Source organism: Vreelandella sp. H-I2 (assembly GCF_052959335.1).
On sequence record NZ_JBRAMC010000001.1, the window covers coordinates 778,825 to 797,134 of the forward strand.

Sequence of the window (18,310 nt, forward strand, 5' to 3'; positions counted from 1 at the left end):
AGGCTCAGGAAAGCCGCAGGTTACCCTGCTGCTTCCAGCGATTGACCAGCGCCGGAACGCCCTCCCCAGCGGTGGTATTAATGGCCAACACGCCTGGCGGGCTGAGCATATCCGCTTCCGGGTCGACCAATGCGCAGGGGGTATCATAGTCGATATAGGATAACAGCGAAGCGGCGGGCATGACGGCCAGTGACGTACCGACGACCAGTAGAAAATCCGCATGACTCACCAGTTCGCAGGCCTCTGCAAACAGCGGCACCGATTCGCCAAACCAGACCACATCAGGGCGAAGCTGGCTGCCTTTATCGCAGATATTACCTAACTCGATACCGCCTTTAGGCAGCGGGTAGCGCATACGTTCATCTACCGATGAGCGGGCTTTTAAAATCTCACCGTGTAGATGTAATACATTACGCGAACCTGCCCGCTCATGAAGATCATCAATATTCTGAGTAATGATGTTAACGGTAAATCCCGCCTGCTCCAGGCTTGCCAGCGCTTTATGGGCAGCGTTGGGTTTAGCACGGCGGATCTGCTCGCGGCGCTGATTATAAAAATCCAATACTTGCTGGGGATTACGTTTCCACGCCTGAGGAGTAGCAACCTCCTCGACCGGGTGGTTTTCCCATAGGCCGTCGCTGGCGCGAAAGGTTTTAATCCCGCTCTCCGCGCTAATCCCCGAGCCGGTAAACACCACCAAATGCGGGCTTACTGCCATGATGACCTCATCGTTTCTGTTTCACTTCACCTTAAACAGAAGCCTAATATACTAGCTGCCCGATGTTGCCCGCAAAACGCTGCTTATTGCGGTAAGGGTAAACATCGATGACACGGCCATCGACAATCGCCTGCTGCAGTTGCAACCAGTACTCCGGGTCGAATAGTTCGGGGTGCTGGGCCATGAACATATCGCGCAGCGCCTTATTGGCGAACATGAAAGGGCCAAACTCCTCCGGAAAAATATCATTAGGGCCAATGGATAACGTATCGCCCCCCTGGAAGTCATTGCCGTGGGATTTAGGTATATGCCTGAAACGGCATTCGGTGAGGTAACAGACTTCATCGTAGTCGTAGAAGATCACGCGGCCATGGCGAGTAACGCCGAAATTCTTCAGCAGCATATCGCCGGGGAAAATATTCGCCGCGGCCATCTGCTTAATGGCGTTACCGTAATCCTTAAGCACCGTCTCCTGCTCTTTATCGCTGCACTGCTCCAGGTAGATATTCAAGGGGGTCATCATGCGTTCGGTATAGCAGTGCTTGATGATGACCTTGTCGTCTCTCAGTATCACCGTGGAAGGCGCTACCTCAAGCAGATGTTCCAGGCACTCCGGCGCGAAGTGGTCCTGGCGGACAATAAAATTAGAGAACTCCTGGGTGTCGGCCATCCGTCCCACCCGATCGTGACGCTTTACTAGCCGATACTTTTCGCGCACTACGGCATGAGTAACGTCTTTGGCCGGATCGAATTTATCTTTTATGATTTTAAATACGGTGCGAAAGCTAGGCAGTACAAACACCGCCATCACCATGCCGCGCACGCCTGGGGCGATAATAAACTGATCCTCGCGCTTGGCCACTTGACGATTCAATGCTCTGAAAAACTCGGTTTTGCCATGCTTGAAAAACCCAATGGCAGCGTAGAGCTCCCCTTCGGGTTTGTGCGGCATTAATTGCTGCAGGTAATCGACAAACTCCCTGGGCACCGCCACTTCGACCTGAAAATAGGCGCGGGTAAAAGAGAAAATAATCGACACCTCATCGGTTTCGATCAGTACCGTGTCCAGATGAAGGCAGGGATCGGCATCGGCTTGGTCACCATAGCCTTCACCATGAAGCACCGGCAGCACCAGAGGTACCTGCTCGCCACCTCCCGTAATTCGACCGACGAGATAAGCGCCTTTATTGCGATAAAAAACGCTCTTTAGCAGCTCTATTTCAATGTCATCAGCGTTCAAAATCGTCGCGGGTAAGTGGTGCTGTAAGAAGGTGGCGCCGAGGCTTGTATCCCGGCCTATATCTGCAAAGCGATTATCGAACGGGGCATCCATAAGCGCCCACTTGAGCGCGGCCTGCCAGTCGCCATTGACCCTGTGCCGTCGACACAGCTCGATCCCCGAGTGGTGAGCGGCATCCTCCCGCGAGCTATACACGAACATCCAGTCGTTGCGGATATGGCGGTGGTGGAAAATGGCACAGAACAGTGAATTAAAGAAGGTTTCAGCGAGCTCATAATCGAGCCGGTGGCTGATCAGCTCGGCGTAGTGGTTACGCGCCTCGCGCCAGCACTCGCAGTGGGATACCACCTCGGGATCGAAAGTGCGCTTTAGGCGCCCCAGGGTAGTATCGATTTTCTCCTTATAGAGATTGATCCGCTCCGCGGATGCCTGCTGCGTTTCGCGCCAAGCCGCCTCATGGAAACGACGGCTGGCATCGGCAGTGATCTCTTTAAAACGTGCACGGTACTCATCAAAACCGTGCAGAATTGTCGTCGCTAAGCGGTACGCAGGTGAGTGCTTCACGGGCCAGACTCCTGATCATTTTTACCAGCTTCGCGTAACGGGAAACTACATGCGAGGCGACCTTGGTGGGGAGCCTAGCAAGTCAATGGACGCTCTCAATACACTTGACCCGTAAACAGAAAGCCCCAGCAGTGCGATCAGCAATCAAGAAACCGATTTGATAAATGTCGTTTGGCGTTATAGCAGGGGCATCGCTCAGCACTGTGCCACGACGCACCGCTTCAAAAGCATCCCATGAAAAGTGCAGTGTTTCCCAGTGGTCTTGAGGTGGTGTGAATTTTACCCGGTAAGCAGACGCATCACCCAAGGAGCTACTTTTCAAGCGCAGTTGATAGGTACGCCCATCACCCTGCACCGTCAACGCGATGCCCTGGGCATCCGCGAGCGTTGGCTCGAAACCGTTAGGCTCACGGCGAACGGAGGCAAAGCCTCCGCCATTTTCCAGCGACACCTCGCCATGAAACCGTCCTTCATCGTCGGCAACGCTAAACCCGCTCTGGGACACACCACCCATTACACCGTCATCGACGGAATACCAGCGCCGCTGTTCATTAGGATTATCAAAGGTCAGCGTCATAAGGCCACCTCGCAACGGTTAATGGATAAGAAAAAGCCCCTGGCGTCTTACCGCCAGGGGCTTCACAGTAGCCTAATCGTTGGTTCGCTTACAGCTTAGCGGCGGCAGCCGGTGCGGGTTCGCTATCGTCTAGCTCCTCAGGAGAAGCGGAAACAAGCGCAAACTCTTCCTCAGCAGTTTTCGCGACAAGGTGATGCTTGCTGTAAAAGAAGAAGTAGGCAGCACCAACAATAAACAGCACGATGGTGTAGTTGAAGGCACGCGGGTCGAAGGCGTATACCCCAGTCAGCGCGACCAGGGAAAGCACCAGTGCAATCCCTGAAGTGACGACACCACCAGGGGTTTTATATGGGCGCGGTAGGTCGGGCTGTTTTACCCGCAGTAAAATATGGCTGAGTGCCATAAGCGCGTAAGAAATGGTCGCCCCCACCACGGCCATTCCCAGCATCAGGTCGCCTTCCCCACTGAGTGAAACCAAAAAACCAAACACGCCGGGTACGATCAACGCCAAATAGGGTACTTTGCGCCCGCTGGTGAGCGATAGCTGCTTAGGCAGATAGCCCGCCCGGGAGAGCGCAAACACCAACCGACTATAGCCATAAATAATCGAAAAGAAGGACGCAATTAGTCCCGCCAGGCCCAACACGTTCACCACGGTCGCCAGGGTCGGATTGCCTGCTGCGTTCAACGCATCCACCAGCGGTACGCCGCTTTGGCCGATCATTTCAGCGCCCGCGGCACCGGCCAGCAGCACCACGACCAGCAGCGCGGTGAACAACAAAAACAGCACCGCCGCGATAATGCCTTTGGGCATATCACGGGCAGGGTCTTTGGCCTCCTCCGCTGCCAGCGGTACACCTTCCACCGCCAGAAAAAGCCACATACCAAACGGCAGCGCCGCCCAAACACCGTACCAGCCAAAGGGCATAAAGGTGCTCGCACCCACCGCATCGGTGGCAGCAATATCGAACAGGTTGGCAGCATCAAAATCACCGATTAGCGCCACCGCGGTTGCCAGAATGGCGAACACCGCCAGGCCACTAATCACCATCATGACTTTTAGCGCCTCCCCCACGCCCGCTAGGTGGATGCCAATAAACACGGCGTAGAAAATCAGGTATACCAGCGGGCCGTTAATGCCTAGCAACGACTCCACGGCGGCGCCGATAAAAATCACAATCGCCGCGGGGGCCAAGGCGTACTCAATTAGCACCGCCAGCCCGGTTAAGTAACCCCCGGCAGGCCCCATGGCTTGGCGGGCAAAGCTGTAGCCACCGCCCGCCGCAGGAATCGCCGCTGACATTTCGGCAAGCGATAACACCAGCGCCAAATACATCAACGCCATCAAACAGGCGGCAATCGCAAAGCCGCCCCAGCCCGCTTCGGCGATACCGAAGTTCCAACCGGCAAAGTCGCCGGAAATCACGTAGGAAACCCCAAGCCCCGCCAACAATATCCAGCCCGCGGTGCCTTTGCGCAGCTGACGTTTCGCCAGGTACGACGCCTGATCAATCGATGGTTGTGTCATCGTTTTGCCCTTTCAGTGTGGAACGAAATCGTCTTCAGCGGCGTGCTGTTGTTTACCAACGTTGTTCCATGTTGTTGTGTATATGTTGTAATTGGGGTGCTGCTCTTTCGGTGTGCACGTTCGTTAATCAGCGACCAGAAAGTTTCGCGTCGAGCTTGGTGCGCCTGATGCCGAGTCACCTTCCAGCACATCGTCTTCGCTGCGGTCTTTTAATTTAACGCCCGACAATTTGAGCTGACGGGCCTCTTTTAAGAGCAGAAAGAAGCGTCTAGCCGCTTCCTCGACCTGCAACCCAGCCGGTCGAACATTGGAAATGCAGTTGCGTCGGTCGTCCCTTAGCCCCGGCTTAGGCGCCCAGGTCATGTAAAGCCCCAAGCTGTCCGGCGAACTGAGCCCGGGTCGTTCACCAATCATCACCAGTACCGCATCGGCATTGAGCAGTGCGCCAATTTCATCGCCAATCGCGACCCGCCCTTGCTCGACGATCGTTAACGGCGCTAGCTGCCAATCCGCGGCATCGCCGCACAGCTGTTGATAAAGCGCGCGAAGAAATGGGGCACTATTCTGCTGGACAGCCAACGCCGAAAGCCCATCGACTACCACTACCGCCAAATCAAAGCGCTGCTGAGAAGCGGTGGCTTGCTTCAGGTGCTCACGCAGGTGTTCACGGCTATCGTCGTTAAGGCGACGGCCATAGTCGGGCCTTTGCAAGTACATGGCGCGATCTTGGGCGTGGCTGTGCAGGCACAGCGGCACCTTAGACAAATTGAGAGCTTGGGTCAGCTCGGTGGAGAGCGCTTTTACATCCAGCGGGCAGTGGACCGCATCCTGTGCTTGGGCGTGGGCCAACTGAAACGCCAGCAGCTTGCTGGTCGGTAGGCTGACGCCTGCACGCCCCAAGCCAATTCGCGCATCGGTAAAGGCATTCAGACGCTCCCAGGGGTTTTCCACCACGACGGGGGACGATGGATCATGTGCCATGACGCGGCTCCTTGGGCAGGTGGCGCAGGCTGTTGGCAAAGGCGGCGGGAAGCTTGTCGTTGAGCCGGTGGGTGCTGACATCGTGGAAAATCTGCATCTCTTCGAGCCAGCGTTCAAACTCCGGCGCTGCCTTCAGCCCCAGCACCCGCCGCGCATACAGCGCATCGTGGAAAGAGGTGGTCTGGTAATTGAGCATGATGTCGTCAGAGCCGGGGATGCCCATGATAAAGTTGCAGCCTGCCACGCCGAGCAGCGTGAGCAGATTATCCATGTCATTTTGATCGGCTTCGGCGTGGTTGGTGTAGCAGACATCGCAGCCCATGGGCACGCCTAACAGCTTGCCGCAGAAGTGGTCTTCAAGGCCCGCACGGGTGATCTCCTTACCATCGAATAGGTACTCGGGGCCGATAAAGCCCACCACGGTATTGACCAGCAGCGGATTGAACTTGCGCGCCACTGCATAGGCGCGGGCTTCGCAGGTTTGCTGATCGAGCCCGTGATGCGCGTCGGCGGAGAGCGAGCTACCCTGGCCGGTTTCGAAATACATGACATTGCGGCCTACGGTGCCACGATTGAGCGACTGCGCGGCCGCTTCGGCCTCGGCGAGGGTGCTCAAGTCAAAACCGAAACTGCGATTAGTGGCCTCGGTGCCGCCGATCGACTGAAACACCAGATCGACCGGCGCACCCTGTTCAATCGCCTCCAAAGTATTGGTGACATGGGTGAGCACGCAGGACTGGGTGGGGATTTGATACTTATGAATCACCTCATCCATCAGGCGCATCAGCTTGACGCTCTGGGCAACGTTATCGGTGGCGGGGTTAATGCCAATCACCGCATCGCCACTGCCGTAGAGCAAACCGTCGAGAATGCTCGCGGCAATGCCGGTCACATCATCGGTGGGGTGGTTGGGCTGAAGCCGAGTAGAAAGCCTTCCCGGCAAACCAATGGTATTGCGAAAGGCGGTGGTGACCCGGCACTTTTTAGCGACCAGTATCAAATCCTGATTGCGCATCAGCTTGCTGACGGCAGCGGCCATTTCGGGGGTAATCCCCGCTTTCACCTCCGTTAATACGTCACTCGTCGCGTGATCGGAGAGTAGCCAGTTACGAAAGTCGCCGACGGTCAGGTGGCGAATGGGAGCGAAGGCGTCGGCATCATGGTCATCCATAATCAGCCGAGTGATCTCATCTTCCTCGTAAGGGATCAACGCCTCGTTCAAAAAGGTGGTGAGTGGAAGTTCGGCCAACACCATTTGCGCGACCACGCGCTCTTCTGCACTCTCTGCCATCACGCCAGCCAAACGGTCGCCAGACCGGGGCGGCGTGGCTTTGGCCATCAACTCCTCCAAGCTTGCGAAGCGGTAGCTGTGGCTACCCACCGTGGTGTGATAGGTCTGCGCCATGGGCTTTCCTTTGTCATTACTACTACTTTAAATCGCGCTGACTGCACGTTGAGGTACAAAACTTGCTTGTTTCCACCATAGCGCTATCCCTTAAGAGGGAGTATCAAGTTTTGGCAAACTCGTTGAAATTTCTTATATCTAAATAAATACAATCGGTTAACACATCAACCAAAGAATATTTAACAATAATAACGCCCTGAGGAGAGCTTTATGTCCACGCTCGCTAGCCCATTTGCACCAAAAAGATACACTCAGGAAGCATTTGATGCCGATGAGCATGCACAGAACTTAACCCGGTGGCAGCAGGAGTACGACCAGCTCAGCCCAGGGAGCTTCTATGGTCGCCTTGATGAAGTGGCGTTAGAAACCATGCAGGTGTTTAAGGAGCACACTGGGCAAGCGCTACGCCAGCAGTGCCGAGTATGGCCGGACTCGCTGTGGATCGGTATTCCCGCCAACCAGCAAAGTTCACGCATCAATGGTCAAGCACTCACCGCTGGCGAGGTAATGTGCCGCCCCGGCGGGCAGGATTTTGAACTGGTAACACCGGGCGCTTTCGACATCTACGGGCTGGTGATCCAGTTACCCGCGTTGTCAGCAGCAGCCGAGCGACAGGGAATCAGCTTGGATACCCACTGGCACTTTATGCCGCGGCGAAAAGTTGCTCACGAAACGCTTTATGCCGTGTCGTTTCTTATCGAGCGGCTACTCGCTAGCCAGACCCTGGCGATTGCCAGCCATATCCATCAAGACATTCTTTTGATGGCGCTATTGGAGCTATTGCAGGTCGAGCAGCCCAACGTTGTGCTGCCCCCTAGCTACGCCCATCGCAAGGAAGTGGTCGATCGCGTCAAACGCTACGTGGATGAACATTTGGACGGACCCGTGACAATGGATGAACTTTGCCAGCTTACTCACGTTAGCCGCCGCACGCTGCAGTACAGCTTTACGGCTATTTTAGGCATTAGTCCGCTGCAGTTTTTACGTTTAACGCGGCTCAATCGTGTGCGCCGGGCGCTGCGGGCGGCGTCGCCACCGCAATCGGTTACGGAAATAGCCACCTATTGGGGGTTCTGGCACTTGGGGCAGTTCGCCCATGACTATAAGCAGCAATTCGGCGAGTGCCCGTCGCAAACGCTCAATGTGCCAGCATGATTAAGCGCGAGCGTCGTTAAACAAAACAGCAAACTTAGCTAAACGTAGGCAAGTATTTAGATTCACGCCCTGGCAGACCCAAGCCGAACCAACTGTGATGCGCCCTGCTGTCGACCCATACGCGGTAATGCAGTTGCGACATCATCACCGGATCATCCAGAAAGTCCAACCGCTCTCGTGAGTTCATCCCCGCGGGCCCCTCCGCTACAGCGCGAGCAACCCGCTCGTCACGACGCTGGCGAATGGGTTCAACATCGTTATGGCGTGATGTTCCTAAGGCCGTTGCCAAGGCATTAGGCACGGGGTCTACCACCACTTGGGCAAACGAGGGGGCTGACATTGCTGTGTTCATCCGGGTGAGCAAGTTCACCATGCGCCGTAGCACGCGGGGCGGTTGCGTTTCTTCGGGAATCCGGAAAAGCCGCTTTTGAAAGCAGAACCGGCCTAACGAGACGCGGCTCGACAGTGCCGATACCGGAATCGATAGCATTAGCGCAACGACGATGGGCGAGAGCCACCAAAGAAAGGTGGGCTCCATCACGTAAACACCCGTCGCCCACACAGTTCCTAATAAGGTTTGGCTCCAATGGGTGCGGATGGCATCTCCCCACGTAGTGTCGCTGTTCTCACGCGAAGGAGAGCGCCATTGAACCGCCCAGCCCATTAATGACGTCAGCACAAAGCGGGTGTGAAACAGCATTCTCACTGGCGCTAATAGCATCGAAAAGAGCGACTCAAGCACCATGCTCGCCAATACCTTGAGCGGCCCGCCAAAGTGGCGGCTACCCTTTATCCACACCAGCAATACGCTTAGCAACTTAGGTAAGAACAGCAGTAATGCCGTCACGCCGAACAAGCCCACCGCTAAAGTTGGGTTCCATTGCGGCCAAACAGGAAACAACATCCCCGGCTCAGGAAAATAGTCGGGCGTGCTAAAGGTATGCACGGCTAAAAGGGCCGTAGAAAGAACTAAGAAAAGACACCATAGCGGTGCTGAAAGATAGGACATTAAACCGGTCAGGAAAACGGCACGGTGTACCGGATGAATACCTTGCGAGAAAAACAGCCGGAAGTTCATCAAATTTCCGTGACACCAGCGCCTGTCGCGATTGAGTTCATCCAGCAAGTTAGGTGGCATTTCTTCATAGCTGCCTTCCAACTGGTAGGCAATCCATACTCCCCAACCAGCGCGCCGCATCAGCGCCGCCTCGACAAAGTCATGGGATAAAATCTCCCCCGACATTGAGCCCTTACCGGGAAGTGGCGCGAGTATGCAGTGCTGCATAAAGGGGGCGAGCCGAATAATCGCGTTATGACCCCAATAGTGCGACTCGCCTAATTGCCAAAAATGTAACCCCGCGGTAAACAGCGGCCCGTAAACCCGCGTCGCAAACTGCTGCATACGCGCGTAAAGGTTGAGACGCCCGGAAGCGCGTGGTGCCGTTTGGATAATGCCCACCCTGGTATGCACTTCCATCATTTGCACCAGGCGGGTAAGACATTGACCGCTCATGACACTATCGGCATCCAACACCACCATATAGCGATAGCGCGCGCCCCAGCGTCGGCAAAAATCGTCAAGGTTACCGCTCTTACGTTTGACTCGGCGCTGTCGACGGCGATAGAAGACCTGCCCGAAAGCGCCCAGGTCACGGCACATCCCCAGCCAGGCATAGGTTTCCTGGATAGCAATATCGGGATCAGACGTATCGCTCAGAATGAAAATATCGAAATGCTGATCATTACCCGTGCTGCGCAATGACTCCAGGGTGGCGCGCACCCCGGCAAACACTCTGGCCACGTCTTCGTTACAGATAGGCACCAACAGCGCTGTGCGTGCCTCATCATCAATCGGCTCATCACCCACTTCGCTATCAATGGCATAGCGGTCATGGCTGCGTAATAGCTGGAAAAACCCCATCAATGCGGTCCAAAACCCGGCGGACACCCAGGCGAACAGCAGCACGAACAGCGACAGAATAGTGATTTCAAGCCACTGCATGCCCTGGCCGGGGAGTACCGTACGCATCTGATTGGCAGCGATGATACTTTGACCGAAAATCAGCACCAGCAAAATCCAACGACGCCTCGTGGCGACCCACTTCCAGGACGCGGAGGGCGACTCTCTTTTGCGCCGTCGAAAATCACCGTTAGCCCAGCGCTGAAAGCGCCGACCCATATTGACGAAAGGATTGGTCGACCACTGCTGGGGTGCCAATGGCGTTCGTTGCATCGGCGGTGCTGTGCGCAAACGCGTAATACCGGACGTATCCGTTGACAGCACATCTGGCGGGGCTAGCGGCGGCTCGGCATAGGCCAGCGCCAAGCGTCGACCCACTGACAGCGCTGCAGGATCCTTATTGCCTTCACTGTCTGTTTCGTTATCCCCACCCAATGCAGCATGCAGCGAAGCTATGTCGTGTTGATCAAGATCACCAACCAGTAACTTGTAACGCTCTTTCCGATCCTGGGTCTGCAATGCCAATCGCTCTAAATAAAAATCCGTTGGCGTTGGCTGTGCTGAAGTCATAACATCAGCCATTAGCGGGCAACCGGTAGTACCACGTTTCCGACATTTGCTTGCCATCGAGCATTAACTTGGCCCTGATATCCAAAGGCTGATTGCCGTTACTGCGCCTCACGTTGACAAACACACGCCAACCGTTGGTCGCTGGGTTATGAACAACACGGCTAGCGGCTAATTCGCCATTATCGCCCACGCTTGCCTCAACACTCATGTTCGCATCGCTGCCGATACCGGAAAGCGAGGGTCCTATAAAATCGAGGACGAAGGCGAGGGTCCCGTCGGGCTCACGCACTAGGTCGTCGCGAATCACCTCTCCGCGTGAACGGCGAGTTTCTTCAACCCACGCAAGCTGAGGATCAAGGTGACGGCTTTCATCGGTTGTGAACGTAATGCGGTAATCGAATGCCAGCGGTGTTCCCGGCTCATGTGCTTCATCAGCCAGCCACATCGAGACGATGTTGTCGTTAGTCTCGTTGTCTGTGGGGATCTGAATCAACTCGACGCTACCGGGTCCCCATTCGTTGAGTGGTTCAACCCAGGCGCTTGGACGCAGATCATAACGTGAGTTGATATCCTGATAGTCACTAAAATTGTGACCACGTTGCATAAGACCATAACCGCGTAACTGAGGCGTTGCTTGCCTATTCATCATCAATCTGGACGGATTGGCTAGCGGGCGCCATGACCAACCATTTTGCGCATCATTGATTAATAGGCCATTAGAGTCATGGATTGCCGGGATATAGTGTTGGGTCGAAGAGGGCTGCTCTGGGCCATAAAAGTACATGCTGGTTAGCGGAGCTATCCCCAATTTCTCGACAGACCGACGTAAATATAGGCGCGATTGTACGTCTACCAGGGTGTCTTCTCCGGGACGTAGTACGAAGCGGTAGGCACCGGTCACGCTAGGCGAGTCAAGCAGGGCGAAAATCGTCAAGTATTGGCTTTCTGGGCTAGGTTCGATGATCCACATTTCTGTAAAGTGTGGGAACTCTTCGCCCGAAGATAGTCCTGTATCAACGGCCAGCCCGCGTCCTGAAAGACCATAAACCTGTCCTCTGCCAATCGCACGAAAATAGCTGGCTCCCAGAAAGACCATCATCTCATCTTTCCGCTCATCATCATTGAGTGCATGGTTAATCCTAACCCCGGCAATACCAACGCCGTCACTATTCTTAACGTCGTCGGAGATATTTAAATCACCGTAAGTAAAGTCATCAGGGTTGTAGGCAAAGCCGTGAACCTCGCCCTCCTGATCAATACTGTTTAGTTGGATGGCACTGTCATAATGCATGCCTTCAGGGATAAAGCTCAGGGTGAAAGGTACGTCGTTACCGCTCCACACGTCCCGATCTCGCTTGTATTGTATTTGCCCATACTCCGCATAGCTGAGTTCGCGCAGCTCATTGGGCAATGACGTTTCTGGGGCACGGTAGCCCTGCTGGGCAAGCTCTTCTGCCCTTCTTGCAACGTCTTCGAAGTCAAAAGCAAAAGCCTCGACAGGGATGCTTCCAACCAATAGGCTGCCTAGAGCAGCTATTGAAAAAAAACCTTTGCAGCTTGAAAATTTACTTAGCGGGATCGATCCACTCATTTAGCGTCATGCTCCTATCCAATCCTTTGACTGAATTCAAGTTCGCTTTTTTGCCGAATCAACATACGATAGAGTCCATTCGATCAGCTAAATGCGTCCTTACGCTATTGCTCGTCATTGTTTAGATACATACCATGCGCGTATGTAAAGATGAAATTACATTTTAGGTATAGCATGAGTCTAGACTAATTAGCACCCCTGACTGACCGGGCTTTTTGAAAGGACTGAGGGGGAAATGAGAACTTGTTCAGCATGTTGAGCCGCGTGGAGAGGCACCATATCAAGCGTGTGGTCTATACAAGCAGCCGTTCGGAGAGGGGCATTCTCCCCCTTAATACAAAAACTATGGCCTGAGCCAACGCTGAACAAACTGCTCGGCGGCCAGTGGCCGGTCAAAGTAGTAGCCTTGTCCCTGAGTGCAGCCCATAGCCAGTAGTGCGCCAATTTGATCTTGGTTTTCAATCCCTTCCGCAATGGTCTCAAGGCCCAGCGTGTTTGCCATGGCAATAATCGTCGCCACAATTACACGGTCGTTGTCGCTGGTGAGCATATCGCGGACGAAGGAAATATCAATTTTAATTTTGTCGGCGGCGAAGCGCTTCAAATAAGCAAGCGAAGAATACCCGGTGCCGAAATCGTCAATAGAAAGGCCTAAGCCTTGATGCTTAAAGACTTCGGTCATGGCAATCGCCTTTTCAGGATTGTCCATAATGCCGCTTTCGGTAATTTCCAAACTAAGTTGCGAGGGCTCAATGCTGAAATTAGCACAGCTATCGAGTAGGTTGGCGACCAAGTCTTCTTCATCAAACTGTTGGGCAGCAATATTGATCGCTAGCTGGCCCGGCATTGAATAGCCCTGCTCCCGCCACTGCGCCAGCTGTCGACAAGCTTCTTCAATCACCCAGTAACCAAGCGCAACGATCATGCCGCGCTCTTCGGCAATAGGAATGAACTTGCCGGGCGAAACATCGCCAAGTTCCTCGTCGTGCCACCGGCAAAGGGCTTCAGCGCCAATCAGAAGACCGCTGCTTAAATCTACCTGGGGCTGAAAGTGTAGGCTCAACTGCTTTTCTGCAATCGCAGACGCTAGGCGCTTGGCAATAAACAACTGTTCAGCAATGACCTGCCCCATCCAGGGCTCAAATACACACGCAGCAAGCTTTTGCCGTTTAGCTTGGTACATTGCAATATCAGCATATTTCAATAATTCTAATGGGGTTGCCGCATGCTGGGGATAGAGCGAGACACCAATGCCCACTGAAACTTCGAAGGAGTGCTGTTCGACAATAAGAGGACGTACGATGCTGTCGCACAGCCGCTGAGCCGTGGCTAACGCGCCACTCACTTCCATCCCAGGGCAAACAACGACAAACTCATCGCCCCCTAAGCGGGCCAAGAATTCCCCCCTGCCGAGTGAGCTAGCAAAACTTCTTGCAACGGCCTTAAGGACTAAGTCGCCCAGGTCGTGCCCAGCGGTATCGTTAATCTCTTTGAAGTGGTTAAGATCTAACAGCAATAGCGCTAGTCTGGTGGTGTTTGCAGTGGCAAATTCGCGCTCCAGATAGCGCATAAAAGCGGCGCGGTTGGGCAATTGAGTGCCAGGATCACAAAAGGCTAATTGGCGTATTCGTACTTCATCGTGCTGGCGCTCAAGTTCAGAGGCTGCACGCGCCGCAAACAGCTGCAGTACGTTACGCACAATATCCACATCGTTCAGTGGCTTTTTAAACATAACGCCAATAAGGCCCATCGGCTGGCCGTGACTGTTATCTAGCCGACGCCCAACATAGCCGTTCACCCAATTCAGTGCACCATTGCTCTCCCTAGGCAGCATGATGGCAGCACCCTCATGTACAACGCACTCCTGCTCAACCATTACCTTATGGCAGGGAACACCGGGGAGATAGTAGGCAAAATTATCCTGAAGTTGGCCATTTACATACAACGTTATGGTATGCGCAATATCAGTATTTTGCTCATCTAACAGCGCAATAAACCCCACCTCTGCAAACAAAGCCTCGGCCATATGCATGGTTAATTGATGTAGAAACGCTTCACCATTTTCAGCCGAAACCGCCGTCGCTACGTTAATAACAGCGTGTTGAAAGCGTTGCTGTTCATGAATGGTATTAACCAATACTTTGTTGTGACGACCAATGCGCTGCAGCTCTCTTTTTTTATATAACAGCCGCTCGCGCGTTTGGCTTTCGGCCAACTGACGTGATAGTTCTGAGCCTGCCAGCGCGGAAGCAATGCGTAATACGTCATCGGCGTATAGAGGAAGCACCAAGGGCGAGGAGTGCATCAACGCGATAACGCCTAAAAAGCCACCATCAGGGGCGGTGATAGCGATACCTAAATAACTCTCAACACACATTGCCGCTAGTTGCTTATCGTTTGGGAACTGCTGGCGAACCTGGGAGTGAACAAAAAACTTTGCAAGGTGGGTAACTTGTTGGCAAGGCGTGGCTTCCACAAAATAAGGCGCCCTTTCATTGAAGGCTTCCTGTGACCACATCGCCAGCGTAGTCGCTATTTCCTGGTGGCTATCGACGTGCTCTACCGTGACATAGTCAACTTTGAGCACATCTGCCAAAGTCCTCACTAGATGGTGAAAAAAACCTTCTTCACTGACATAGGACAGCTTATCCGCTAACTGGTGAAAAACTTCTGGTGCAGTAGTAGGAGGCATGCTATTAAACGCCTTCGGATTTAGTCGTGCCAGAACACAAGCTATTTTCTAGCGCGTTTTGAACAACATTTTTGAAAACACCGATCCCTACCCACTGCATAAAACATTCCCAGTCATTAATTAGACTTCAAAAACCGTGCATAGGAAAAAGCTCACTACATACTCAAAAATTAGCTTTTTCATTCTTTGCTAACAACATTCCAGTTAAAAAACTCACTTTCATTATCGATAAAGGTTTTAGCTTGCTATTTTTGCGCTGCATTTATTCATTGTTTTTTCAAATTAAGCATTTCATCTTTTTCCCTTAAAAAGCCTCAAACTTACATCTATACAACTAGGCCGTTTTATATTTACCGAACACTCAATTAAATTAATTTATCACCTTTCACTAGCTTTTAGGGAGTAACCAGATGAAACAAAAAGTTACCTTTAACACCCAAATCAACCTTAGAGGATGATATTCAACCCAAACAGTCCTTCATGTCAATAGGTCGTTCCTCAACCATCTAGGTCTAATGGAGGACGTTGTGAATAAAACTGAACAGAAACGGTTAGCAGGCAGTATTGGCCGAGCCATTGCCAAACAGCGGGTTCGTAGCAAAATGACCCAAGAAGAAGTGGCTGAGCGCTTAGGAGTTGGCAATGAAGCCGTTTCGCGTATAGAACGCGGGCGAGTAATACCCAACATCGTACGTCTTATTGAGCTTGCTGAGATTTTTAATTGCGAAGCAGCTGAGTTGCTTGGACAAGCAAGTTTTCACGTTGATGATCAATCAAGCAGAATGAAACAACTTCTCGCGCCTTTAAACCAAGAGGATCGAAAGCTCATCATTGACACGGTGGAAACCCTAACCATACGCCTGCAAAAAGGTTAACTTATTAAACCATGACCATGCACCATTAACATGATAAAGCTAAGCTAAAAAAACAACAGCTATGCCAACACTAATCCAGGCGATTATCATTAAAACCTTACATTTAAAATTCATTTATTGTAGCTATAACCTATTTAACAGGGCTGAAATAACAATACTCTACCGCACGCGATTGCAAATAAAAGAAAAATGTACTCGAGCTCGTTAGCACGCTCTCTTGGTTGGATTACCGCTTTCATGCTATAGATAGTCGGACCCTGACGTTCAGCAACCGCAGCGTTGCGCTGCATAGAGGCGTTATGTTCAACACTACTGCGTGGAACCGCCTTCGCTATACCGCTTATGCCCCTTTCTATGATGCGATCGCTGCCCGCGCCTTCCGTAGACCACGACGTATTGCGCTTGGTCAAGTGGATTGGGAGCCTGGCATGCGCGTACTACTGGTGGGTGCCGGAACGGGGTTAGACTTGCCTTTTCTGCCTTGTGATATCGAATTGCACGCCACCGATATCGCCCCGGCGATGGTTAAACGCATAGCCAAAAGAGCTGAAACGCTGCGCCGCGATGTTGAATGCTGCGTTATGGACGCTGAAGAGCTTGACTACCCCGACGAGCACTTTGACGCTGTCATCATGCACTTGATCATTGCGGTCATGCCTAATCCACAGAAAGGACTCACCGAGGCACATCGTGTGCTAAAACCCGGCGGCCAATTGTGTGTGTTGGATAAGTTCCAGCCGGATGCACACCCTGCGGGGGCGGGTCGACGTTTTCTGAACCAACTCACCTCAGCGCTCGCGACCGATATTACCCGTCAAGCACAGCCACTGCTGACTGACGCTGGTTTTTTGATCCGCCATGATGAGCCGGTGCTGATGAATAGCCTGTTCCGTGCACTCCTAGCCGCCAAGCCCTCGCCATCTAATCGTTAAGCGTGTGACTTTTTACCGCTGGGCAAAGACTAGCGGTTGCTAAGTAAACTAACTAAGCTGGCTCACTATTTTACCGATACCACTCGGATTCAGCGAATGACAGCCCGTCCCTCTACCCGTACCGGCAAACTGCTTTTTACCCTGCTTAGCCGCCTGCACTTGTATATTGGTCTTTTTATTGGCCCTTTTATCCTCATCGCTGCGCTGTCGGGAATAGCCTATCTACTTAGCCCGCCACTTGAAGAGTGGCTCTATCACGATACGCTTTACGGGGTTACCGAGGGTGAGCCACACCCCCTGGCTGCGCAAATTGCCGCTGCTCAACGCTATCTTGACGATCCGCTGTTACCGAGTGCAGTGCGCCCCGCGCCAGCACTCGGCGACACTACCCGGCTGATGTATAGCGATCCAAGCTTAGGTCCTTCTGAGCACCGGGGGATATTTGTGGACCCGATTACACTGCAAGTAACTGGCGACACGACCGTTTATGGCACCAGCGGTATTTTACCGCTACGCACAGCGATTGATCACTTTCACCGCCAGTGGTTAATGGGTGATATAGGCCGCCTTTATAGTGAACTAGCCGCCTCATGGCTTTGGCTTGCCGCGTTAGGTGGCGTAGTGCTATGGGCTTGGCGGCAGCGCACGTTGAAAACGCTTTCTGGTGCTCACGCCATACGCCGACGCCACGCAACGTTAGGATTGATATTGGCGCTGGGGCTGCTGTTTTTTTCGGCAACGGGGCTGACATGGTCCAAGTGGGCAGGCGGTAATATTGCTGAACTGCGCCACCTCTGGGGCTGGGGCACCCCTAGCGTCTCAACAGCGCTTATCGATGCCGACAACCAAGCTCATGATGAACATGCAGAACATCACGGCCATACATTCTCTGTTTCAGCCCTCATGGCGGTTATGCCCAATGACTTTGATCGTGCACTAAAGGCTGCACGAGCAGCGGGACTATCGGCCAATCGTCTTCAACTCACGCCACCAATGAGTGAAAACCAAGCGTGGCGAGTAGCGGAAATCGATCGGCGCTGGCCTACCCAGGTGGACCAGGTCGCGCTGCATCCGCGCACCATGGCCGTCATCAATCAAACTGATTTCGATACCTTCCCACTAGCCGCCAAGTTCACCCGCTGGGGAATTGACCTGCACATGGGAGTCCTGTTTGGTCTCGCTAATCAAGCAGTACTCGCTTTGATCGCTGCCGGGCTTGTCACGCTGATAGGGTGGGGTTATGTAATGGCTTGGCGGCGACTACGCACCGTAAATGGTCAACGCTTTCCTACGATGACTGAGCCCTGGCTGATGCTCCCGCTCACGGCCAAAATAAGCGTGCTATTCTTCGTTATCGCGCTGGGCGTGGCGCTACCAGTGCTGGGTGTAAGCTTGGCGGTTTTCATCGTGATTGATGCGCTGCGCTGGTTTTCTCTCGCAGATACATAACGAAACCTGCCGTCCTTTAAACAAGCCTATCTCTCAACAGACTTTATTGTTATATTATTACATAACATAAACG

At 53.2% G+C, this 18,310-nt stretch carries 13 protein-coding genes; 4 read left to right on the forward strand and 9 right to left on the reverse strand.

Translation table 11 applies throughout. The features are described 5' to 3' along the window. Nucleotides 1-4 precede the first annotated feature (4 nt). The 6 genes from ACUVOF_RS03730 to ACUVOF_RS03755 form a co-directional block, all read right to left on the reverse strand. Nucleotides 5-718: an SIR2 family NAD-dependent protein deacylase gene (locus ACUVOF_RS03730; RefSeq protein ID WP_447043081.1), complete on the reverse strand. Its 714-nt coding sequence runs from the start codon at nt 716-718 to the stop codon at nt 5-7. A 43-nt stretch (nt 719-761) separates the two neighbouring features. Then, entirely contained in the window at nt 762-2,522 is a 1,761-nt protein-coding gene (gene aceK / locus ACUVOF_RS03735; RefSeq protein ID WP_447043082.1) for a bifunctional isocitrate dehydrogenase kinase/phosphatase, read from the reverse strand. A gap of 82 nt (nt 2,523-2,604) precedes the next feature. Beyond that, on the reverse strand, nt 2,605-3,099 hold the full coding sequence (locus ACUVOF_RS03740; protein WP_447043083.1) for a CIA30 family protein: 495 nt from the start codon (nt 3,097-3,099) through the stop codon (nt 2,605-2,607). An 88-nt stretch (nt 3,100-3,187) separates the two neighbouring features. After that, nucleotides 3,188-4,627 (reverse strand): ethanolamine permease, encoded by a 1,440-nt coding sequence (eat, locus tag ACUVOF_RS03745; protein WP_447043084.1) that lies wholly within the window; start codon nt 4,625-4,627, stop codon nt 3,188-3,190. Between the two features lie 123 nt (nt 4,628-4,750). Continuing rightward, the gene (eutC, locus tag ACUVOF_RS03750) at nt 4,751-5,608 is read right to left on the reverse strand and encodes an ethanolamine ammonia-lyase subunit EutC (protein WP_447043085.1); all 858 of its coding nucleotides are present in this window, start codon (nt 5,606-5,608) and stop codon (nt 4,751-4,753) included. Then, entirely contained in the window at nt 5,598-7,013 is a 1,416-nt protein-coding gene (locus tag ACUVOF_RS03755) for an ethanolamine ammonia-lyase subunit EutB (RefSeq protein ID WP_447043086.1), read from the reverse strand. Before ACUVOF_RS03755 ends, eutC begins: the two co-directional genes overlap by 11 nt. 210 nt (nt 7,014-7,223) lie before the next feature. On the opposite strand from ACUVOF_RS03755, the gene ACUVOF_RS03760 reads away from it, so the two are divergent. Next, a complete protein-coding gene (locus ACUVOF_RS03760) occupies nt 7,224-8,168 on the forward strand; it encodes a helix-turn-helix domain-containing protein (protein ID WP_447043087.1) in 945 nt (314 codons plus the stop codon). 34 nt (nt 8,169-8,202) lie between these two features. Here the strand turns inward: ACUVOF_RS03760 and mdoH are convergent, their stop codons facing one another. The 3 genes from mdoH to ACUVOF_RS03775 all read right to left on the reverse strand — a co-directional run bounded on the left by mdoH (nt 8,203) and on the right by ACUVOF_RS03775 (nt 14,981). After that, a complete protein-coding gene (gene mdoH / locus ACUVOF_RS03765) occupies nt 8,203-10,698 on the reverse strand; it encodes a glucans biosynthesis glucosyltransferase MdoH (protein WP_447043088.1) in 2,496 nt (831 codons plus the stop codon). A gap of 4 nt (nt 10,699-10,702) precedes the next feature. Next, the gene (locus tag ACUVOF_RS03770; protein ID WP_447043089.1) at nt 10,703-12,289 is read right to left on the reverse strand and encodes a glucan biosynthesis protein G; all 1,587 of its coding nucleotides are present in this window, start codon (nt 12,287-12,289) and stop codon (nt 10,703-10,705) included. A 343-nt stretch (nt 12,290-12,632) separates the two neighbouring features. Continuing rightward, nucleotides 12,633-14,981: a putative bifunctional diguanylate cyclase/phosphodiesterase gene (locus tag ACUVOF_RS03775; protein WP_447043090.1), complete on the reverse strand. Its 2,349-nt coding sequence runs from the start codon at nt 14,979-14,981 to the stop codon at nt 12,633-12,635. Between the two features lie 527 nt (nt 14,982-15,508). On the opposite strand from ACUVOF_RS03775, the gene ACUVOF_RS03780 reads away from it, so the two are divergent. The 3 genes from ACUVOF_RS03780 to ACUVOF_RS03790 all read left to right on the forward strand — a co-directional run bounded on the left by ACUVOF_RS03780 (nt 15,509) and on the right by ACUVOF_RS03790 (nt 18,237). Continuing rightward, nucleotides 15,509-15,856: a helix-turn-helix domain-containing protein gene (locus ACUVOF_RS03780; RefSeq protein WP_447043091.1), complete on the forward strand. Its 348-nt coding sequence runs from the start codon at nt 15,509-15,511 to the stop codon at nt 15,854-15,856. 299 nt (nt 15,857-16,155) lie between these two features. Then, a complete protein-coding gene (locus tag ACUVOF_RS03785) occupies nt 16,156-16,788 on the forward strand; it encodes a class I SAM-dependent methyltransferase (RefSeq protein WP_447043092.1) in 633 nt (210 codons plus the stop codon). 96 nt (nt 16,789-16,884) lie between these two features. Beyond that, nucleotides 16,885-18,237: a PepSY-associated TM helix domain-containing protein gene (locus tag ACUVOF_RS03790; protein WP_447043093.1), complete on the forward strand. Its 1,353-nt coding sequence runs from the start codon at nt 16,885-16,887 to the stop codon at nt 18,235-18,237. Nucleotides 18,238-18,310 lie beyond the last annotated feature (73 nt).

Bases quoted from the DNA above. Each gene is read 5' to 3' on its own strand.
- ACUVOF_RS03730 (WP_447043081.1), bottom strand. From the start codon at position 718: ATGGCAGTAAGCCCGCATTTGGTGGTGTTTACCGGCTCGGGGATTAGC.
- ACUVOF_RS03740 (WP_447043083.1), bottom strand. From the start codon at position 3,099: ATGACGCTGACCTTTGATAATCCTAATGAACAGCGGCGCTGGTATTCC.
- eat (WP_447043084.1), bottom strand. From the start codon at position 4,627: ATGACACAACCATCGATTGATCAGGCGTCGTACCTGGCGAAACGTCAG.
- eutC (WP_447043085.1), bottom strand. From the start codon at position 5,608: ATGGCACATGATCCATCGTCCCCCGTCGTGGTGGAAAACCCCTGGGAG.
- ACUVOF_RS03755 (WP_447043086.1), bottom strand. From the start codon at position 7,013: ATGGCGCAGACCTATCACACCACGGTGGGTAGCCACAGCTACCGCTTC.
- ACUVOF_RS03760 (WP_447043087.1), top strand. From the start codon at position 7,224: ATGTCCACGCTCGCTAGCCCATTTGCACCAAAAAGATACACTCAGGAA.
- mdoH (WP_447043088.1), bottom strand. From the start codon at position 10,698: ATGACTTCAGCACAGCCAACGCCAACGGATTTTTATTTAGAGCGATTG.
- ACUVOF_RS03770 (WP_447043089.1), bottom strand. From the start codon at position 12,289: ATGAGTGGATCGATCCCGCTAAGTAAATTTTCAAGCTGCAAAGGTTTT.
- ACUVOF_RS03775 (WP_447043090.1), bottom strand. From the start codon at position 14,981: ATGCCTCCTACTACTGCACCAGAAGTTTTTCACCAGTTAGCGGATAAG.
- ACUVOF_RS03785 (WP_447043092.1), top strand. From the start codon at position 16,156: ATGTTCAACACTACTGCGTGGAACCGCCTTCGCTATACCGCTTATGCC.
- ACUVOF_RS03790 (WP_447043093.1), top strand. From the start codon at position 16,885: ATGACAGCCCGTCCCTCTACCCGTACCGGCAAACTGCTTTTTACCCTG.